Here is an 18,401-nt window from a genome sequence, read left to right as displayed (position 1 = left end):
GCACCGTCCCCTGGGTGGCGATGTACCACTCCGTCGGCGACTGCTCGGACGACCCGTACCGCATCACGGTCACGCCCGACCGGCTGGACGCGCAGCTCGGCTGGCTGCGGCGGCGCGGGCTGCGCGGGGTGCCGGTCGCCGAGCTGCTGGCCGCCCGGGCCCGGGGCGGTGGCCGCGACCTGGTGGGGCTGACGTTCGACGACGGGTACGCCGACTTCGTCGAGCACGCGCTGCCGTGCCTGCGCCGCTGGGACTGCGGGGCCACCCTCTTCGTGCTGCCGGGCCGGCTCGGCGGCGACAACGCGTGGGACCCGCTCGGCCCGCGCAAGCCGCTGCTCACGGCCGACGGCATCCGGCACGCCGCCGCCGAGGGCGTCGAGATCGGCTCGCACGGCCTCACCCACGTGGACCTGACCAAGGCGGACGACGCCACGCTGAAGGCCGAGACCGCCGAAAGCAGAGCACTGCTCTCGGATTTGATCGGTGCTCCGGTCACCGGCTTCTGCTACCCGTACGGCGCCGTCGACGCCCGCGCCGCCGACGCCGTACGCGCCGCCGGTCACACCTACGCCTGCGCCATCGACCCCGGCCCGCTGACCGGCCCGCACGCGCTGCCCCGCGTTCACATCGGGCAGCGGGACACGGCCGTACGCCTGCTGCTGAAGACCCGGCTGCACCGCCTGCGCCGCCGCGCCGCGGCCGGAGTCTGACAGGGAGGGGCACGATGGACATGAAGGACATGAAGGCCCTGCACATCATCACCGGCCTCGGCGTCGGCGGCGCCGAACAGCAACTGCGGCTGCTCCTGCGCCACCTCCCCGTCGACTGCGACGTCGTGACGCTCACCAATCCGGGCGCGGTCGCCGACGGACTGCTGGCCGACGGCGTGAACGTCGTCCACCTCGGCATGACCGGCAACCGCGACCTGGCCGCGCTGCCCCGCCTGACCCGCCTCATCCGCACCGGCGGCTACGACCTCGTCCACACCCACCTCTACCGCGCCTGCCTCTACGGCCGCATCGCCGCCCGCCTGGCCGGCGTCCGCGCCGTCGTCGCCACCGAACACTCCCTCGGCGACTCCCAGATGGAGGGCCGCCCGCTCACCCCCGGCATCCGCGCCCTCTACCTGGCCGGGGAGCGGCTGGGCAGCGCCACGGTCGCCGTCTCCCCCACCGTCGCCGACCGGCTGCGGCGCTGGGGCGTGCCCGCGCCCCGCATCGAGGTCGTCCCCAACGGCGTCGACCTGGCCCGTTTCCGCTTCGACCCCGTCGCGCGACTGCGCACCCGCCGCCGTCTCGGCCTGCCCCAGGACGCGTACGTCGTCGGCGGCGTGGGCCGGCTGACCACGGCCAAGCGGTTCGACGTCCTGGTCCGCGCCCTGGCCCGGCTCCCGGAGGACTGCTGGCTGCTGCTGGTCGGCGGCGGACCCGAGGAGCACGTCCTGCGCCGCACCGCCCGCGAGGCCGGGGTCGCCGACCGCGTCCTGCTCACCGGCGAACGCCCCTACGTGACCGACGGCTCCCCCGGCCCCGACCTGCCGTCCCTGGCCTCCGCGATGGACGTGCTCGCCTCGCCGTCGCCGGAGGAGGCCTTCGGCCTGGCGGTGGTGGAGGGCCTCGCGTCCGGACTGCCGGTGCTCTACGCCTCCTGCCCGGCGATCGAGGACCTGCCCCCGGCCGCCGCGCTCACCGCCCGGCGTGTCACCGGCGGCGAGGAGGAGTTCGCCCGCGCCCTCGCCGAGGTCCGCGCGTCCGCCGGCCCGGGCCCCGGCCCGCGCACCGCCCCCGAGGCCGCCCGCCACTACTGCGTCACCCGCAGCGCCGCCCAGCTGATGGACGTGTACGCGACCACCCTCACGCACCCGTTGTCCCCGGCACCCCAGGGAGTCAGTTCCGCATGACCGAGCCCCTCACCCAGTCCCCGGCCGAGCCCGCGGAGCGGACCGAGGCCGAGCAGCCCGCCCGCCCCCGCCGCGCACGCACCGCCCTGCACGGCGTCCTGCGCCGCTTCCGGTCCCTGCCGCCCTGGTCCCCGCTCGCGGCCGGCGTCCTCGCCGGCGGACTGCTCGGCGCCGGCTACGGCCTGGTCGCCACCCCGCGGTACACGGCCACCAGTTACGTGGTCGCCGTCCCCACCGACAAGTCCGACCCGGCGTCCGCGCTGGGCTTCGCACAGGCCTACGGCCGGGTCGCCACCCAGCTCGCGGTGCTCGGGGACGCCCAGATGCTGGCGGGCGTACCGGTGGCGACGCTGGAGGAGAGTGTCCGCACGGCGACCTCGCCGGACGCGCCGATGGTCTCGGTGACGGCCACCTCCGCGCACCCGGACGAGGCCGCCGACATGGCCAACGCGGTCGCCGGCGCGCTCACGAAGCACGCGGACGCCGCCGCCGACGACACCCACGTGGAGCTGCGGCGGTTCGCGCGCGCCACCGAGCCCACCGAGGCGTCCTCGGCCTCGGCCGCCGTGACGGGGCTGGTGGGCGCGAGCGCGGGCGGTCTGCTCGGCGGTCTGGCGCTGCTGGTCCGTCCGCGCCTGGCCGCGCGGGAGCCCGGCCGCACGTCGGCGGCCGTGCCCGGGCCCGCCTCGGCGGCGGACGTCCGCGGACAGCTGTGACGTACCCGGCGACGAGTACGAGGGCGTACACGACCGAACTGGTCACCGATGAGCGCGCCTTCGCGGAGCTGTCCGCGGACTGGGGGCGGCTGTACGGCCGGTGCGCCGCCGCGACCCCGTTCCAGAGCCATGCCTGGCTGCACTCGTGGTGGCGGTCGTACGGCGGGCGCGGCCGGCTGCGGGTGCTGCTGGCCCGCGACGGCCGCGAACTGGTCGCCGCCGCGCCGCTGACGCTCGTACGGCGTCCGGTGCCGTCGCTGGTGCCGCTGGGCGGGGCGATCTCCGACTACGGGGACGTCCTGCTGGACGACGAGCGCGGGGAGGACGCGGTGGCCGCGCTCACCGAGGGGCTTTCCGCGGTGGCCCGCACCGCGCTGATCGACCTGCGCGAGGTACGGCCGGGCGCCGCCGCCGAACGGGTCTACGACCGCTGGCGCGGGCCCCGGCGCCGGGTGGCCGACTCGCTCTGCCTGGAGCTGCCCGCCCTCCCCATGGACGAACTGGCCGCCCGGCTGCCATCGGCCAAGGGCCGCCAGCGGGTGCGCGCCCAGCTGCGCAGGCTGGACGCGCTCGGCGTCAAGAGCCGGACCGTCCTTGCGGACGAGGTGGACGCCGCGCTGCGGCGGCTGCTGGAGCTGCACCGGCTGCAGTGGCAGGGGCGGAAGGTGACCGGCGAGCATCTGCGGACGCGGTTCCGCGACCACCTGGTGCGGGCGGTGGGCCCGATGGTGCGCTCCGGGGACGCGGTGGTCACCGAGTTCCGGATGGACGACGAGGTGGTGGCCGTGGACGTCACCTTGCTGTCGCGGCGGCTGGCGGGCGGCTATCTGTACGGCGCCCATCCGCGGCTGCGGGAGCGGAAGGCGGACGTGGCGGTGATGCTGCTGGACGCGTGCGCCGAGCACGCCCGCGCCCCGGGGCGCGGCACGCTGAGCCTGCTGCGGGGCGACGAGCCGTACAAACACCACTGGCGCCCGGAACCGGTGCCGAACCAGCGGCTGCTGCTGGCCCGCCGGCACACGGCCCCGCTGCTGTCGGCGGCCCTGTGCGACGTCGCCGCACGCCGGCGGGGCAAGGAACTGCTGCACCAGCGGCAGGTGCGCAAGGAGCGGAAGGAGCGCGACGGTGGCGGCAGGACCTGACCGCCCCCGCCGCCGCCTCCGTCGGCGGCTACTTGTTGCGCGAGTACCAGTCGAGGCGCATGCAGAGCTTCCCGCCGAGCCAGTACTCGACCCAGTCGCCGAGCTCAAGCGGCGAGCAGTCGGCCGACGGCCGGGGCGCGGTGGGCGGCACCGCGGGCACGGGCGGTGCGGTGGGCACGGTGGGCGTGGCCGGCTCCGGCACCGTGGTGTCCGGCTCGTCGGTGCGGCCGAAGAGCACGGACCGGTAGACCGCGGTGGACCGGGGGTTGTCGTCGCACTGCCACACACCGTGCGGGCAGTAGTCGGTGAGCGTGTTGTACACGGGTTTGTGCTCGTCCATCCACGCGAGCATGCGCCGCATGTACTCGGCGTTGTCACCGTTGCGGAAGAGCCCCCATTCGGGATAGGAGATGGGCTTCCCGTGGGCCTTGGCGAAATCGACGTGCGCCTGAAGTCCGTACGGTTCCTTCACCTGTTCGTCGAACGCCATTCCGCGTGGCTGGTCGTACGAATCCATGCCGATGATGTCGACCGTGGCGTCCCCCGGATAACACCGGGTCCAGGGAATGGCGTCCCGGCCGCGGCTCGGGGTGAAGTCGAACCGGAACTTCTGGCCCGGCACCGAACGCATGGTGGTGACGATCCTGTTCCAGTACGTCTTCCAGGCCTCCGGGTCCGGTCCGCACCGATGGGTGTACGTGGTGCCGTTCATCTCCCAGCCGAGCACGAGGACCGTGTCCGGGACGTTCAGTTCGACCAGCCGTTCGGCGAGGGCCCTGAAGTGGTGGTCGAAGCGTCCGGCGGCGCCCTGGCGCAGCAGTTCGCGGACCTCGTCGTCGTCGACGCCCTCCTCGTTGCGCTCCATCATGGGCACGTTGAGGACGAACATCCGGTCGGCCTCGCGGGTGCGCCAGTCGGCCCACACGTCGAGGAAGCCGGGGGCGCCCTCGATGTTGCTCCACAGGTCGCCGGGCAGGTAGGTGTGGCCGACGCGCAGTTCGGCGCCGCCCAGCCAGTGGCTGAGCTGCGCCATCCGGGCCACGCCGCGCGGGCCGTAGTCCAGGTACGCGCCGAACGCGGGAGCGGCACCGGGCTTCCGGTCGGGAACCGCGGGGGCCGGTGCGGGTGGGGCCGGCGCGGGCGGGACCGGTTCGCCGACGGCGACTTGGGGGATCGCGGCCAGGAGCGCCGCCGCCGCGACCACCGCCGCGGCGCGCGCCGACCGCCTGGACCGGGTCCGTGACTGCCGTACGGCCATTACCGGCTCCTTTCGTCGCCCCGAATTTCTCACTGCTTACTGACACTCAGTCATATGAAATGCCATCACGCCACCGCCGCTACGGCTTTCGAGTGCGCCGATCGCCCGCACCGGTGACCCGAATCGAATGCGAAGGAAGAATCCCGTGTCGCTGTTCGACACCCGCGTCCCCGCCGTTCTGCTGCGGACCGACCGGAATCCCTTTCACCACGGAACGCTGGGTGCCGTGCGTTCGCTCGGCCGCGCGGGGGTGGACGTGCACGTGGTCGCCGACTGCGCGCAGAGCCCGGTCCGCGCCTCCCGCTATGTGAGCGGGCTGCACACTCCCCCGCCGCCCGGCGCGTCGCCCGCCGACATCGCGGTGGTCCTGCGCCGCGTCGCCGCGCGGATCGCGCGTCCCGCCGTGCTGATCCCGATGGACGACGCGTGTGCCGTCGCGGTGGGGCGGCTGCGGGCGGAGCTGGCGCCCGCGTACCTGCTGCCCGACCTGCCGGGCGCGCTGCCCGAACGCGTGGCCGACAAGGCGGAGCTGGCCGGCGTGTGCGCGTCCCTGGACGTGCCGCACCCCGAGACCCTGGTCCCGGACGGCCCGGCCGAGGCCGCCCGTGCCGCCTGGCGGCTGGGACTGCCGGTGGTGGCGAAGTGGAGCCGGCCCTGGCTGGTGCCTCCGGGCGGCGGGCTGCGCAGCACCGTGCTGGTGCGTTCGGCGCGGGAGGCCGGGGAGCTGTACCGGCGGGCCGAGGAGGCGGGCAGCCGGCTGCTGCTCCAGGCGTTCCTGCCGCCGGGGCCGGACCGCGACTGGTTCTTCCACGGGTACGCCGACCGCACCGGCGCGGTGCGGGCGGGCGGCCCCGGCCGCAAGACGCGCGCCAGGCCGCGTGGCGCCGGACTGACGGCGGTCGGCCGCTGGACGCCGAACCCGCAGGTGCAGGCCCTGGCCGAGCGGATCACCGGCGAGCTGGGCTACCGGGGCATCCTCGACCTCGACTTCCGTCGCTGCGGTACGACGGGCCGCTATCACCTGCTCGACTTCAACCCGCGTCCCGGCGCCCAGTTCCGGCTGTTCACCGACACCGCCGGGCTGGACGTCGTACGCGCCCTGCACCTGGACCTGACCCACCGCGCGCTGCCGGACGGGGCGCCGCAGCCGGGGCGGGCTTTCGTGGTGGAGAACTACGCGCCGCTGAGCGCCCTGCGCCCGGCCCCCGGCGGACGCGAGCTGGCCTGGCACGCCCCGGACGACCGGGCGCCCGGCCGGGCCCTGTGGACCCTGTGGGGGCGCCACGTGAGCGCACGCCTGCTGGACCGCCTGCGCCGCAAGGACGGCCGCCCGCGCAGGGGGGCACCGGCCCGCGCCCGCGTGGTGCGCCAGGCGACCTCCCCCTCCCCGGACCGCTCCGACCGCTCCGACCGCCCGGACGACGACAGGGCGGGCAGCCGCTGACCGGCTGCCGCGCGGGCACCACAACGCCCCCGGCGGACCGTGCGGGGTCGGCCGGGGGCGTGGGGGCGGCGGGAGCCGGGGTCAGCGGCGGGAGGCGACGCGGGCCCGTCGGTACAGGATCGCGCCGCCGGCGATCAGCGCGGCACCGGCGGCCGCGGCGGCCGGCATCGCGGCCTCGCTGCCGGTCTCCGCGAGGACGGGCGGCTGCTCCACCTGGGGGGCCGGCGGGGTCTCCTTCTCGCCGGCGGGCGGCGGGGGCTCCTCCTCGCCGGACGGCGGGGGCTCCTCTTCCTCGGCGGGCGGCGGCTTCTCCTCGTCGGTCGGCGGCGTCGTGGGCGGCGGCGGCTCCTCCTCGCCGTAGCCCGGGGGCTCCTCCGCCTGGTTGTCGCAGGAGTTGCCGAAGACCGGGTTGAGCGCGGCGATCACGTCGACGGTGTTGCCGCAGAGGTTCACCGGCACGTCGACCGGCACCTGCGCGTCGTTGCCGGAGCCGACACCGGGCGAGCCCACGGCCGCGCCGTCCGCGGAGGCGCCGGACGGGACGCGGACGTCCTCGCCGTACTCACCGCCGTACCCGCCGTCCGGGGCCGAACCGTCGTCACCGTGGGGCGCCCCGTGCTTCACGGAGCCGCCGGTCTGCTCGTCCGAGCTGTTCTCGCACTCGTTGCCGAAGGCGGGGTTCAGCGCGGCGACCACGTCGACGGTGTTGCCGCAGGCGTTCACCGGCACGTCGACCGGCACCTGGACGGCGTTGCCGGACGCGACGCCCGGCGAGTTCTTGGCGGCCCCGTCCGCATGCGAGTCGGCAAGGGCGGGGCTGCCGCACAGGGAAAGGATGCCCGTCGCGGCGGCTGCCGCGACCATCCCCCTGCTCAGGGTCTGTCGCACTCTAGTTGTCTTCCTGCTGGTAGAGGTGGCTGGAGAACGGCTGCGGAAAGGGAAAAAGCCGGCCCTGAACCAAACGAGTTGGCCAAGGCCGGCCGTGACGCAGCCGAACGGCTGGTACGGAACGACGTCAGTCGTTCACGCACACGTTGCCGAACGCCGGGTTCAGCAGACCAACGACGTTCACGGTGTTGCCGCACACGTTGACGGGAACGTGCACGGGGACCTGGACGACGTTGCCGGACAGGACACCCGGGGAGCCTACGGCGGCACCCTCGGCGCCCGCGTCGGCGAAGGCCGGGGCGGCCATGCCGAGGGCCATGATCGCGCCCGCGACGACAGCAGCGCTCTTCTTCATGAACTTTCCCTTCTCTGCGGTCATGCCTGAATGACGGCCGAAACCGCGCGAGCACAGCATTGACGGCTCGCACCATGACCTGCAGCCTGCAAACGAGGAATTGACGGCCGGAGAAACTACCGAACGTGGGACCCCGAGAAATTCACTCGTATGCCCCACAAGCCGTTACGGCCGTACCTTCAGGAGAGCGACGACGTCGTTCCGCTCGCCCGGCGAAAACCCCGGACCGGATGTGACCGGGCGGCCCACGGGGAAGTCAGCGGGCCGCCCGGGCTGGGCGGGATGGGGCTCAGCCCTCGCCGTTCGCCGACAGCACCGCCAGGTCCTCCAGGACGTGCGAGATCGCACCGTCCCGCTTGGCCTGCGTGGAGTTGTCCGCGCACTGCTGGGCCAGGTCGTCCGACAGGATCGGCACGTCCTGGATCGGCACGATGTTGATGACGGCGACGTTGATGTCCTCGAGGCCGACGCACGGCTTGTTCAGCGTGCCCTCGACCAGCGACAGCTGCGGGCTCATGTCGCCGTCGGTCGCCGAGTTGCCGAATGACGACGAGGCGCCGTTGCCGTTGGCCACGGCCGGCCCGTTGTCGTCCCCGATGGCCAGGGCCTGGGGCGCGGCAGCAGCGGACATGCCGATCACAGAAGCGGCAGCCGCCGCGGCGACCATTGCCTTCTTGAGCACTTCGCGTTCCTTTCGTCGTAGCGACGCACTGTCCTACGGCCTCATCAACCCGGTGCGGAGTGATTGGTTGCGGGCGTTCACCCGGTTGGCCCGCACGGGATCTCAAAACTCCTGAAAAAGCCGCAGGAATCCGCAGGGAAACGCCGGCCCGCACACATTTCCCGTTGTCCGCCGTCGGAGTGAACGGGAGAAACCCGACTGCACCCATGGAGTTGACCAGAGCGCTCCGGTCGACGGGGTTTCCTCAGAAAGGACTGGCCAGTGATCAAGAAGGTAGTTGCCTACGCGGCGATCGCCGCCTCCGTCATGGGCGCCTCCGCTGCCGCGGCTCCGCAGGCGATGGCGATCGGCGACGACAGCGGGCCCGTCTCGGCCAACGGAAACGGCGCCTCGCAGTACTTCGGCAACTCGGCGACCCACGGCAACATGAGCCCGCAGATGGCGCTCATCCAGGGGTCGTTCAACAAGCCGTGCATCGCGGTCAGCGACATCCCGGTCAGCGTCATCGGCCTGGTGCCGATCCAGGACGTTCCGATCCTGTCGGACGAACTGACCCAGCAGTGCGCCGAGAACTCCACGCAGAGCAAGCGTGACGGTGCGCTGGCGCACCTCCTGGAGGACGTCTCGATCCTGTCCTCCAACGGCGAGGGCTGACATCGGCCGGGGGCGGGCCGCCGAGCGCATCGGCGGCCCGCCCCTTTCGCATGCCCTCGCCGTCCCGCTCAGCTCCCCGGCGCCGCGTAGAGCGCCTCGATCTCGTCCGCGTACGCCGCCACCGCCGCGTGCCGTTTCACCTTCAGCGACGGGGTCAGCAGCCCGTTCTCCTCGGTGAACTCGCCCTCGACGAGCCGGAAGGCGCGGATCGACTCGGCCCGGGAGACGGCCGCGTTGGCGTGGTCGACGGCCTTCTGGACGTCGGCGCGGATCCGCTCGTCCCGTACGACCTCGGACATCGGGGTGTCGGCGGGCAGCCCCCGGACCGACAGCCAGTGGGCGACGGCGTCCGGGTCGAGGGTGACCAGGGCGGCGACGAAGGGGCGGTTGTCGCCGACGACGAGGCACTGGGCGACGGGCGGGCGGCTGCGCAGGCGGTCCTCCAGGACGGCCGGGGAGACGTTCTTGCCGCCGGAGGTGACCAGGAGGTCCTTCTTGCGGCCGGTGATGGTGAGGTAGCCGTCGGCGTCGAGGGAGCCGAGGTCGCCGGTGGCGAACCAGCCGTCGGTGAGGGCGGCGGCGGTGGCCTCCGGGTTGTTCCGGTAGGCGCCGAAGACGATGCCGCCCTTGATGAGCACCTCGCCGTCGTCGGCGATGCGGACGGATGTGCCGGGGATCGGCGGGCCGACGGTCCCGGGGCGGGGGCCGAGCGGCGGGATGACGGTGGCGGCGGCGGTGGTCTCGGTCAGGCCGTAGCCCTCGTAGACCATGATTCCGGCGGCGTAGAAGAACAGGTTGAGGTCGTGGTCGAGCGGGGAGCCGCCGCTGATGGCGTAGCGCATCCGGCCGCCCAGTTCCGCCCGGACCCTGCGGTAGACCAGCAGGTCGTACAGGGCCCAGCCGGCCCACAGGGCGGGGCCGGGGCCCTTGCCGCCGCCGAGGAAACGCTCCAGGTGGGCGGCGCCGAAGCGGACGGCGAGGTGGTGGGCGCGGTCGAAGGAGGCGCCGCGGCCGATCTTCTCGGCGGTCGCGCGGCCCGTGTCGTGGATCTTCTCGAAGAGGTACGGGACGCCGACCAGGAAGGTCGGGCGGAACGTCTTCAGCGCGGGGCGCAGCTCGTCGGGCTTGATGCTCGGGAAGTGGCCGATCTCGATGCGGGCCAGCAGACAGGCGATCTGGATGGTGCGGCCGAGGATGTGGGCGAGGGGCAGGAAGAGGAGGGTCGAGGCGGTCTGGCCGGTGACCTCCTTGAAGATCGGGTGCAGCAGCTCGACCGTGTTGGCGGCCTCGGCGTGCAGGTTGGCGTGGGTGAGGACGCAGCCCTTGGGGCGTCCGGTGGTGCCGGAGGTGTAGCAGAGGGTCGCCACCGTGTCCGGGGTCAGGGCGGTGCGGCGCTTGGTGACCTCCTCGTCGCTCACGCCCCTGCCGAGGGCGGTGAGGTCGGCGAGCGCGCCGGCGTCGAGTTCCCAGGCGCGCGGGCCCTCGGGGTGGTCGGCGGTGCCGGTCAGGACGGTGGCGGTGTTGGCGGCGGTCTCGGTGACGACGTGGCGGGCGCCGGAGTCGCGGACGATCCATTCGACCTGGTCGGCGGAGGAGGTGGCGTAGACGGGGACGGTCTGGCCGCCGGCCGCCCAGATCGCGAAGTCCAGGACCGTCCACTCGTAGCGGGTGCGGGACATGACGGCGACCCGCCCGCCGGGTTCCAGGCCGGCGGCGATCAGGCCCTTGGCCACGGCGGTCACCTCGTGGGCGAACTCCGCCGCCGTGACGGGCCGCCAGACGCCGTTCACCTCGCGGCGCAGGACCACCGCGTCGGGGGCCTCGGCCGCGTTGGTGAACGGGATGTCTGCGGTGCTGCCGGTGGTGGGCCGGGGCGCGAGGGGCGCGGTGCGGGCCTCGCGGACGGTGCCGTCCGCGTCCCGGACCGTTTCGGTCCGGGTGCGGGACGCCAGGCCGCCGCGCTGTTTCGCCCGTTTCAGGTCCCTGCGTACGCCCATGTCGGCTCCCGGTCGCGGATCGGAGTGGTGTTGCGCTGCCTCTTCCCGTTACTTACTTGAGAGTAAACTTACTTGTGCGTAAGGGGTCAACGGGTGCGGCTCAGGTCAGCCGGTCGGCCTGCCGCACCGCCTCGGCGAGCTGCCCGACGTCCGGGTCCTCCGTGCGGTCGGCCAGCGCGCCGGCACGTTCGGCGAGTTCGCCGAGGCGCGGTGCGCCGGGCAGGGCGCCGCCGTCGCCGTCGTACGGGGCGCGCAGCGCGTCGGCGAAGTAGGCGGCCGTCGCCGTGACCCGCAGGCCGCGGTCCGCGCCCCAGACCGAGTCGGCGAGGGCGCCGGTCTCCACGTCGCCGGACTCCTCGTGCGGGGCGCGGGTGCGGGGGTCGAGCCAGCGGACGGTGGCCGTGGCGAGGTGGCCGTCGGCGCCGGGCCGGACGCGGACGGCGTACAGGGCGGTGACCGTGTGGCCGGGGCCGACCTCGCCGCCGTCGACGCGGTCGTCGCGGAAGTCCTCGTCGGCGACCTGTCGGTTGTCGTAGCCGACGAGACGGAACTCGGCGACCGTCTCGGGGTCGAAGGCGACCTGGGCCTTGGCGTCGCGGGCGGTCAGCTCGATGTGGCGCGGGAGTTGCTCACTGAAGACCTCGCGGGCGTCCTCGGTGTCCGACACGTACGCGGTGTGGCCGTCGCCCTTGTCGGCGAGGCGTTCCATCAGGGCGTCGCCGTAGTCGCTGCCGACGCCGACGCCGAAGAGGGTGATGCCGTGCTCGCGGCGCTCGTCCGCGATGCGTTCGAGGATGGCGTCCGCGTCGGTGTCGCCGGTGTTGGCCAGGGCGTCGGAGACGAGGACGACGCGGTTGGTGGCGCCCTCGCGGCGGCCCTCGACGGCGGTGTCGTAGCCGGTCTCGACGCCCGCGCCGAGGTTGGTGGAGTCGGTCGGCTCCAGGCTGTCGATGGCGTCGTGGACCCGGCCGCGGCGGTCGCCGAGCCGGGTCATCGGCAGCACGGTCTCGGCCTCGTCGCTGAAGGTGACGATCGCGACCGAGTCGTCGTCGCGCAGGCGGTCGGTCATCGTGCCGAGGGACTCCTTGGCGAGGTCGAGCCGGCCGGGTTCGGCCATGGAGCCGGAGATGTCGATGACGAACGTCAGGGCGGCGGGCGGGCGTTCGCCCTCCTGCTCGGCGCTCCGGGTGGCCAGGCCCACGCGGACCAGTGACCAGTCCTCCTCGTCGGTGCGGGCGCCGTCCACGGTCACCGTGAAGCCGTCGCCGTCGGGGCGGTCGTAGTCCTGGCGGAAGCTGTTGACGAACTCCTCGGGCCGGACCGTCGACGGGTCGGGCAGCCGGCCCTCGGAGAGGGTGCGGCGGGCGTAGCCGTAGGAGGCGGTGTCGACGTCCAGCGCGAAGGTGGAGAGGTGGTCGGGGTCCGGGGCGATCTCGGGGGAGCCCCCGGTGTCCCCGGCTTCCCCGGTCGCCGTGCCGCCGTCGTAGCGCTGTTCGCCCTCGCCCCTGGGGCGGTCGGGCGCGGGCATCGGGGCCGAGTCGCCCCGGGAGTCGGCCGCGGACTCCTTCGTCCCCTGATCCGCGTCGCCCCCGCCCGTGCAGCCGGTGAGCAGCAGGCCGCCCGCCGCCGTGAGCGCGAGCAGCGCGCCGATCGGCCTTCGTGTCCGGTACCGCTTCATCTTCCGTGCCCCCTGGTCCCGTTGACGCCGGTGTACGTGACTGTGACGGCGCGGCGGGGCGGAACGTGCGGCACGGGGCGTTACGGGTGCGTCTCGAAGTGGGCACGGCGGCGGGCCGTCGAGACCGGTGGGTGATCCTCCGGTGACCCGGGCGAGGTCTCGGGGCCCAAGTCCCCGCTCTCCGGGCCCGGTCGCTAGGGCCTGTCTGACAATTCCCGTCGTCGCCCGGAGGGCGGCCTCGCGGCGTCAGGTGCGTGCTCTCGGCGTGCCGGGCGTAGAGCCTCGTACTGGATGTACTCGGCTCTGCGCCCGGTGCGGCGAGAGTGCGTGCATGGCGTCGCGAGGCAGGCGGGAATTGTCAGACAGGCCCTAGGACACGATGTCCTTGCGGGCGAACCCCCGGAAGGCCAGGGCGAACAGCACGAGCGCGTACGTCACCGACAGCGACGTGCCCTGGATCAGGCGGGTCCAGTCCAGCTCGGGGCGGACCGTGTCGAGCCAGGCGTACTGCCAGTGCGCGGGCAGGAAGTCGCGCCAGTCGCCGAGGGCGGTCACCTCGTCCAGGACGTTGCCGATGATGGTCAGGCCGACCGCGCCGCCGACCGCGCCGAGCGGCGCGTCCGTCTTGGTGGAGAGCCAGAACGCCAGGGCGGCGGTGACCAGTTGCGAGACGAAGACGTACGCCACCGTGATGGCCAGGCGCTCGGCCGCGGTGCCGGTGGGCAGGCTGCCGCCGGTGGGCAGCTCCAGCGGCCCCCAGCCGTAGGCGACCGAGCCGACGGCGAGCGCGACCAGCGGCAGCAGGACGATCGCGGCCAGGCTGAGGGTGAGGGCGACGACCAGCTTGGACCACAGCAGGCGGGCGCGGGGTACCGGCGCCGCGAGCAGATAGCGCAGGGACGACCAGCCCGCCTCCGAGGCGACCGTGTCCCCGAAGAACAGGGCGACGGGCACGACGAGGAGGAAGCCCGCGGAGGCGAAGAGGTTCACCGCGGCGAAGTTGGCCCCGGACGCGGTGGCCGAGTCCATCAGGCTGATCTGGTTGTTCGCGCCGCCCGGCTCGCCGCCGATCCGGAAGGCGACGAGCAGGACGAACGGCAGGGCGAACAGGATGCCGCCCATGACGAGCGTGCGGCGCCGCTTCAGCTGCCGGACCAGCTCGACCCGCACGGGCAGCGTGCGGCCCGCGCGGTAGCCGTCGGCGACCTCCTGGGGGCCGGCGGGCGCGGCGCCTTCGGCGAGCGTGCTCATGCCGGGTCTCCGATCAGGGTGAGGAAGGCGTCCTCGAGGCGCCGGTGGGGGCCCACCGACTCCACGGGCACGTCCAGGCGTACGAGTTCGGCGATCAGGTCCCGGGCCGCTCCCCCGCTGTCGAGCCGGACCAGCAGACCGCCGTCGGTGGCGGCCGCGGAGGCCACGCCCGGCAGGGCGGCGACCTTCTCGACGAGGGGCGCGTCCACGCGCGCGGAGGTGCCCACGAGCAGCGTGTCGCCGGAGCCGACGATCTCGCCGACCGGGCCGGCCTGGACGAGCCTGCCGTGGTCCATGACGACCAGGTGGGTGCAGGTCTGCTCGACCTCGGCCAGCAGGTGGCTGGAGATGATCACCGTGCGGCCGGCCGCCGCGTAGCGGATCATCACCTCGCGCATCTCGCGGATCTGCGGCGGGTCCAGTCCGTTGGTCGGCTCGTCCAGGATCAGCAGGTCGGGCAGGCCCAGCATGGCCTGGGCGATGGCGAGGCGCTGGCGCATGCCCTGGGAGTAGGTGCGCACCGCGCGGGCGAGCGCGTCGCCGAGGCCGGCGATCTCCAGGGCCTCGTCGAGGTGGGCGTCCTCGGGCGGGCGGCCGGTGGCCCGCCAGTACAGCTCCAGGTTCTCGCGGCCGGACAGGTGCGGCAGGAAGCCCGCGCCCTCGACGAAGGCGCCGACGCGGGAGAGCACGGGGGCGCCGGGCGCGATGGCGTGGCCGAAGACGCGGATGTCGCCGCCGTCCGGCGCGATCAGGCCCATCAGCATGCGCAGGGTCGTCGTCTTGCCCGCGCCGTTCGGCCCGAGCAGGCCCAGTACCTGGCCCTTCTCCACCCGGAACGACAGGTCCCGGACGGCGTACCGGTCGGTGGACTTGGCGTACCGCTTGCTGAGGTCCGTGATCTGGAGCGGTACCTCGGCCAGCGCGGGGTCGGGCGGCGGGGCCGTGGTGCGGCGGCGGGCGGTCAGCAGCAGGGCCGCGGCGACGGCGGCTCCCGCGAGGGGCGCCCACCAGACCCAGGCGGGCAGCCCGGCCACCTGTCCGGTCCCGCCGAGTGCCGTCGGCACCTTCAGGTCGCCCTTGAGGGAGACGGTATACGTGGCGGGGGCGGCCGGTGAGGCGTAGCCGAGGTCGGTGGAGGACAGGACCAGGCGCAGCCGGTGGCCGCTCTCGATCTCGTGGTCGACGGCCGGCAGGGTGATCCTCACGTCCTTGCCCGCTCCGGCGTCCGCCACCCTGATGGGTGTGACCAGTTGGGAGGGGAGCACCTGCTGGGCGCCGCCGGGGGCGACGTCGTAGACCTTGGCGAAGAGCACGGCCTCGTCGCGGGTGGACTTCACGTGGACGGTCGCGGTCGGGGAGCCGGTGATCTGCAGGTCCTCCCGGACCGGCGCCGACTCGAAGGCGGCGAACTGGCCGGGGAAGTCCAGGGAGACGCCGAGTCCGAGCGAGGAGAGCTGGGACAGACCGCCGGAGCCTCCAATTCCGGGCAGTGCGGAGACGGCGGGCGGGCTGGCGCCGGCCGGGTTGTCGAAGCTCTGCTCGCGTCCGCGCAGTTCGATCGCGCGGGGCTCGCCGCCCAGGCCGGGGTAGGAGTCGGCGCTCACGCCCTCCAGTCGGGGTTCGCCGTCACCGCTGCCGGAGCCGAGGGTGCGGCTGACGCGGAAGCCGGGGCCGGTGCCGGCCGACTCGTCGCCCTTCAGATAGCGGTCGAACCACGCCCCGACGCGGGCCTGGACCCGGTCCGTCTCCAGGTCGCCGCCGTCGTGGCCGCCCGAGATCCAGTCGACGGCCACCGGGGCGCCGTTGGCACGGATCGCCTGCGCGGCCCGGTCGGCCTGGCCGAGCGGGAACAGGGAGTCGGTCTGGCCCTGCATCAGCAGCGTGGGCACGTCGATGCGGTCGCCGACGGCCTGCGGGCTGCGTCGGTCGAGGAGTTCCACGGCCTCCGGGTCCGGCTGCCCGGACTCGGCGACTCGCTGGTACATGCGGCAGAGCTGGTCCTCGAACCGGTCGCAGCCGCCGCCCAGGTTGACGAAGAGGCCGGCCCACAGTTTCTTGAAGACGCCGTTCGGGAAGAGGGCGTCCGAGAGGTTCCAGTACGTTATGGCGGGGGCGATGGCGTCGACCCGCTGGTCGTGTCCGGCGGCCAGCAGCGCGACCGCGCCGCCGTAGGAGCCGCCGGCGACGCCCACCCGCGGGTCGCCCTTCTCGTCCAGCCGGATCTGCGGCTGCTTCGCCAGCCAGTCGATCAGCCGGGACACGTCGGCGACCTCGCCGTCCGGCGAGTTCAGTCCGATCTTCCCCGTGGACTTCCCGAAGCCGCGCGCCGACCAGGTCAGGACCGCGTACCCGTCCCGTGCGAGGCTCTCCGCCTGCTCCCGTACGTCGGCCTTGCTGCCGCCGAAGCCGTGCGCGAGCAGGACGGCCGGGCGGTCGCCGCCGGGGCCCGCGGTGAAGTAGGAGGTGTCCAGGCGAACCCCCTCGCCCACGGCCATGACCCGGTCGGTGCGTCGCACCGAGGGCGCGTCGTCGCCGGCGACGGCCGTCCATGTCCCGGCACCGGCGAGTACGACGACGGCGGCCGCGGCGGCGAGCATCCGCCGCGGCCCCCGTAGCAGCCCTCGCACGCGGGGCAGTCGAAGATCCATGCGTCAACGGTACGGGCCGCCGCCGACAACGGGGGCAGCCCGGGGGCTGAACCGCCGCCCCTCCCACGGAAGTACGGCGCCGGTGCGGCGTACCACGGGCGCGGTAGGGCCGGTTGCGCGCCGAACGGGCTCCGGGACCGCCGGTCACGGCCGATCGCCGGTTTACGGCCCGGCGGGCTCCCGGACGTCCTCCGGGACGGTGACCAGCCAGCGTGTGTCGCGATGCGGGCGCAGGTACAGGGCCCAGTACAGGGTGGCGACGGCGGTGATGCCGCCGGTCCACAGCAGGTGGCTCGTCTCCTGCTGGGTCAGGACGTAGGCGAGGACGGCGATCAGCAGGACCGGCAGCACGGGCCACAGCGGCATCCGCCACGCGCGGGCGTGCCGGTGGGAGCCCCGGCGGGCGAGCAGCGCGGCGACCGCGACGAGCAGGTACATGCCGGTGACGGAGACGCCCGTGACGCCGTACAGGGTGTCCAGGTCGACGAAGCACAGCACGGCGCCGGGCACGCCGACGGCGAGGGTGGCGACCCACGGGGAGCCGAACCGGCCGAGCTTGGCGAAGAGGGTGTTCACCGGCGCGGGCCAGGCCTTGTCGCGGGCCGAGGCGAACAGGACGCGCGAGTTCTGGATGACCATCACGATGCCGGCGTTGACGATGGCGAGGGCCACGCAGAGGCTGACGAAGGTGCCGACGGCGGAGTTGGACCAGGCGGTGACCATGGCGCCGATGTCGCCGCCGGTCAGCTCCGCGAGGTCGGAGGCGCCGAGGGTGATGGCGACGACCGGGACCAGGATGATCACGGCGGAGATGCCGAGGGTGGCGAGCACCGTGCGGGCGACGTTGCGGCGCGGGTTCTCCAGTTCCTCGGAGAGGTAGACGGCGGTGGAGAAGCCCTGGGTGACGAACAGGGCGATGGCGAGGCCGGAGACGACCAGCACGGCGGTCACGGGGTCGGTGCCGCCGTCCGCGCCGGCCACCTCCATGGAGGCGAGGCTGCCCGGCCCGCGCTCGGCGTGGGCGAAGCCCAGCACCGCGACGACGGCCGCGGCGATGACCTCCAGGACCAGGAAGACGCCGGTGATCCAGGCGTTGGCGCGCAGGTCGAGCAGGCCGGCGAGGGTCGCGAGCACCATGACACCGGCGCCCGCCAGGGACGGGTCGAGGTGCACGACCGGTTCGAGGTAGTCGGCGGTGCCCATGGCGATCACCGGCGGCACGATCATGACAACCAGCAGGGAGAGCACGAAGACCAGCCAGCCCGCCAGTCGTCCGGCCATCGTCGAGACCATGGCGTACTCGCCGCCCGCGCTGGGGATGAGGGTGCCCAGCTCCGAGTAGCAGAACGCCACGGCGATACAGATCAGGGAGCCGATGGCGATGGTCAGGGCGGTGGCGGTGCCGAGCGAGCCGAACAGGTCGGGGACGACCACGAAGAGCGTGGAGGCGGGGGTCACGCACGAGAGCGTCAGGAGAGTGCCGCCGACGACCCCGATGGAACGTTTGAGCGTCCGGGACTCCGGCGGGGCCGGGAGGTCCGGGGGCGCCGCGGCGACGGTCTCGCCGGTCTCGACGGGGCGGAGCGTGTCGGTCATGGAGCGGTTCCGATCGACTCGTGCGACGTGATTCGGGCGGGAGCGCTATCGCCTCCGGAGGCTTGGTCGTACGTCGTTTCTCGTCCGCTCCCGACGCATGATGGAATCCCGACGAAAACCGATGCGTCAATGGCTGTTTACCTACGGAATTCGTCGATCGAAGTCGCAGGAGCACTCGAAAACGGCATCAGG

At 73.6% G+C, this 18,401-nt stretch carries 15 protein-coding genes; 6 read left to right on the top strand and 9 right to left on the bottom strand.

Features of this window, described 5'->3' with window-relative positions; genetic code table 11:
- Window positions 1-20: 20 nt before the first annotated feature.
- From RI578_RS26025 to RI578_RS26010, 4 genes are read left to right on the top strand one after another with little or no spacing between them, the layout of a single operon-like run.
- Window positions 21-710 (top strand): polysaccharide deacetylase family protein, encoded by a 690-nt coding sequence (locus tag RI578_RS26025; RefSeq protein ID WP_310875864.1) that lies wholly within the window; start codon window positions 21-23, stop codon window positions 708-710.
- Between the two features lie 29 nt (window positions 711-739).
- Entirely contained in the window at window positions 740-1,900 is a 1,161-nt protein-coding gene (locus RI578_RS26020; RefSeq protein ID WP_310875863.1) for a glycosyltransferase, read from the top strand.
- Entirely contained in the window at window positions 1,897-2,616 is a 720-nt protein-coding gene (locus RI578_RS26015; RefSeq protein ID WP_310873338.1) for a lipopolysaccharide biosynthesis protein, read from the top strand. Before RI578_RS26020 ends, RI578_RS26015 begins: the two co-directional genes overlap by 4 nt.
- Entirely contained in the window at window positions 2,613-3,758 is a 1,146-nt protein-coding gene (locus RI578_RS26010) for a GNAT family N-acetyltransferase (protein ID WP_310873337.1), read from the top strand. Before RI578_RS26015 ends, RI578_RS26010 begins: the two co-directional genes overlap by 4 nt.
- A gap of 28 nt (window positions 3,759-3,786) precedes the next feature.
- Here RI578_RS26010 and RI578_RS26005 read toward each other — a convergent pair whose 3' ends face one another.
- Entirely contained in the window at window positions 3,787-5,016 is a 1,230-nt protein-coding gene (locus tag RI578_RS26005; protein ID WP_310873336.1) for a glycosyl hydrolase, read from the bottom strand.
- A gap of 145 nt (window positions 5,017-5,161) precedes the next feature.
- Between RI578_RS26005 and RI578_RS26000 the strand changes: the two genes are divergently transcribed.
- Window positions 5,162-6,460, top strand: coding sequence for an ATP-grasp domain-containing protein (locus RI578_RS26000; protein ID WP_310873335.1), 1,299 nt, complete (start codon window positions 5,162-5,164; stop codon window positions 6,458-6,460).
- A gap of 81 nt (window positions 6,461-6,541) precedes the next feature.
- On the opposite strand, the gene RI578_RS25995 is transcribed toward RI578_RS26000, so the two are convergent.
- From RI578_RS25995 to rdlA, 3 genes are all read right to left on the bottom strand, one after another.
- On the bottom strand, window positions 6,542-7,348 hold the full coding sequence (locus RI578_RS25995) for a chaplin (RefSeq protein ID WP_310873334.1): 807 nt from the start codon (window positions 7,346-7,348) through the stop codon (window positions 6,542-6,544).
- A 127-nt stretch (window positions 7,349-7,475) separates the two neighbouring features.
- Window positions 7,476-7,703 carry a chaplin ChpD gene (chpD, locus tag RI578_RS25990; RefSeq protein ID WP_272591258.1) on the bottom strand — a complete coding sequence of 76 codons (228 nt, stop codon included), beginning with the start codon at window positions 7,701-7,703 and terminating at the stop codon, window positions 7,476-7,478.
- Window positions 7,704-7,992: 289 nt separating this feature from the next.
- Entirely contained in the window at window positions 7,993-8,385 is a 393-nt protein-coding gene (gene rdlA, locus RI578_RS25985; protein WP_310873333.1) for a rodlin RdlA, read from the bottom strand.
- 261 nt (window positions 8,386-8,646) lie between these two features.
- Here rdlA and rdlB point away from each other — a divergent pair, with 261 nt between their 5' ends.
- Window positions 8,647-9,039, top strand: coding sequence for a rodlin RdlB (gene rdlB / locus RI578_RS25980; RefSeq protein WP_210964599.1), 393 nt, complete (start codon window positions 8,647-8,649; stop codon window positions 9,037-9,039).
- 68 nt (window positions 9,040-9,107) lie between these two features.
- On the opposite strand, the gene RI578_RS25975 is transcribed toward rdlB, so the two are convergent.
- From RI578_RS25975 to RI578_RS25955, 5 genes are all read right to left on the bottom strand, one after another.
- The gene (locus tag RI578_RS25975) at window positions 9,108-11,036 is read right to left on the bottom strand and encodes an AMP-binding protein (RefSeq protein WP_310873332.1); all 1,929 of its coding nucleotides are present in this window, start codon (window positions 11,034-11,036) and stop codon (window positions 9,108-9,110) included.
- Between the two features lie 100 nt (window positions 11,037-11,136).
- A complete protein-coding gene (locus RI578_RS25970; protein ID WP_310873331.1) occupies window positions 11,137-12,714 on the bottom strand; it encodes a von Willebrand factor type A domain-containing protein in 1,578 nt (525 codons plus the stop codon).
- Between the two features lie 369 nt (window positions 12,715-13,083).
- The gene (locus RI578_RS25965) at window positions 13,084-13,965 is read right to left on the bottom strand and encodes an ABC transporter permease (protein ID WP_310873330.1); all 882 of its coding nucleotides are present in this window, start codon (window positions 13,963-13,965) and stop codon (window positions 13,084-13,086) included.
- On the bottom strand, window positions 13,962-16,613 hold the full coding sequence (locus tag RI578_RS25960) for an alpha/beta fold hydrolase (protein WP_310873329.1): 2,652 nt from the start codon (window positions 16,611-16,613) through the stop codon (window positions 13,962-13,964). Before RI578_RS25960 ends, RI578_RS25965 begins: the two co-directional genes overlap by 4 nt.
- A 162-nt stretch (window positions 16,614-16,775) precedes the next feature.
- Window positions 16,776-18,209, bottom strand: a complete 1,434-nt coding sequence (locus RI578_RS25955; RefSeq protein WP_310873328.1) for an APC family permease — start codon at window positions 18,207-18,209, stop codon at window positions 16,776-16,778.
- Between the last annotated feature and the right edge of the window lie 192 nt (window positions 18,210-18,401).

It is taken from the genome of Streptomyces sp. BB1-1-1 (genome assembly GCF_031597775.1).
In the GTDB taxonomy this organism is placed as follows: Bacteria; Actinomycetota; Actinomycetes; order Streptomycetales; family Streptomycetaceae; genus Streptomyces; species Streptomyces thinghirensis.
The sequence above is the reverse complement of the archived record's forward strand: the minus strand, read 5'-3'. Positions and strand labels throughout refer to the sequence as shown.

Coding starts and splice junctions, on each gene's coding strand:
- RI578_RS26025 (WP_310875864.1), top strand. CDS start 21: ATGTACCACTCCGTCGGCGACTGCTCGGACGACCCGTACCGCATCACG.
- chpD (WP_272591258.1), bottom strand. CDS start 7,703: ATGAAGAAGAGCGCTGCTGTCGTCGCGGGCGCGATCATGGCCCTCGGC.
- RI578_RS26005 (WP_310873336.1), bottom strand. CDS start 5,016: ATGGCCGTACGGCAGTCACGGACCCGGTCCAGGCGGTCGGCGCGCGCC.
- RI578_RS25955 (WP_310873328.1), bottom strand. CDS start 18,209: ATGACCGACACGCTCCGCCCCGTCGAGACCGGCGAGACCGTCGCCGCG.
- RI578_RS26015 (WP_310873338.1), top strand. CDS start 1,897: ATGACCGAGCCCCTCACCCAGTCCCCGGCCGAGCCCGCGGAGCGGACC.
- RI578_RS25970 (WP_310873331.1), bottom strand. CDS start 12,714: ATGAAGCGGTACCGGACACGAAGGCCGATCGGCGCGCTGCTCGCGCTC.
- RI578_RS25965 (WP_310873330.1), bottom strand. CDS start 13,965: ATGAGCACGCTCGCCGAAGGCGCCGCGCCCGCCGGCCCCCAGGAGGTC.
- RI578_RS25960 (WP_310873329.1), bottom strand. CDS start 16,613: ATGGATCTTCGACTGCCCCGCGTGCGAGGGCTGCTACGGGGGCCGCGG.
- RI578_RS25975 (WP_310873332.1), bottom strand. CDS start 11,036: ATGGGCGTACGCAGGGACCTGAAACGGGCGAAACAGCGCGGCGGCCTG.
- RI578_RS26020 (WP_310875863.1), top strand. CDS start 740: ATGAAGGCCCTGCACATCATCACCGGCCTCGGCGTCGGCGGCGCCGAA.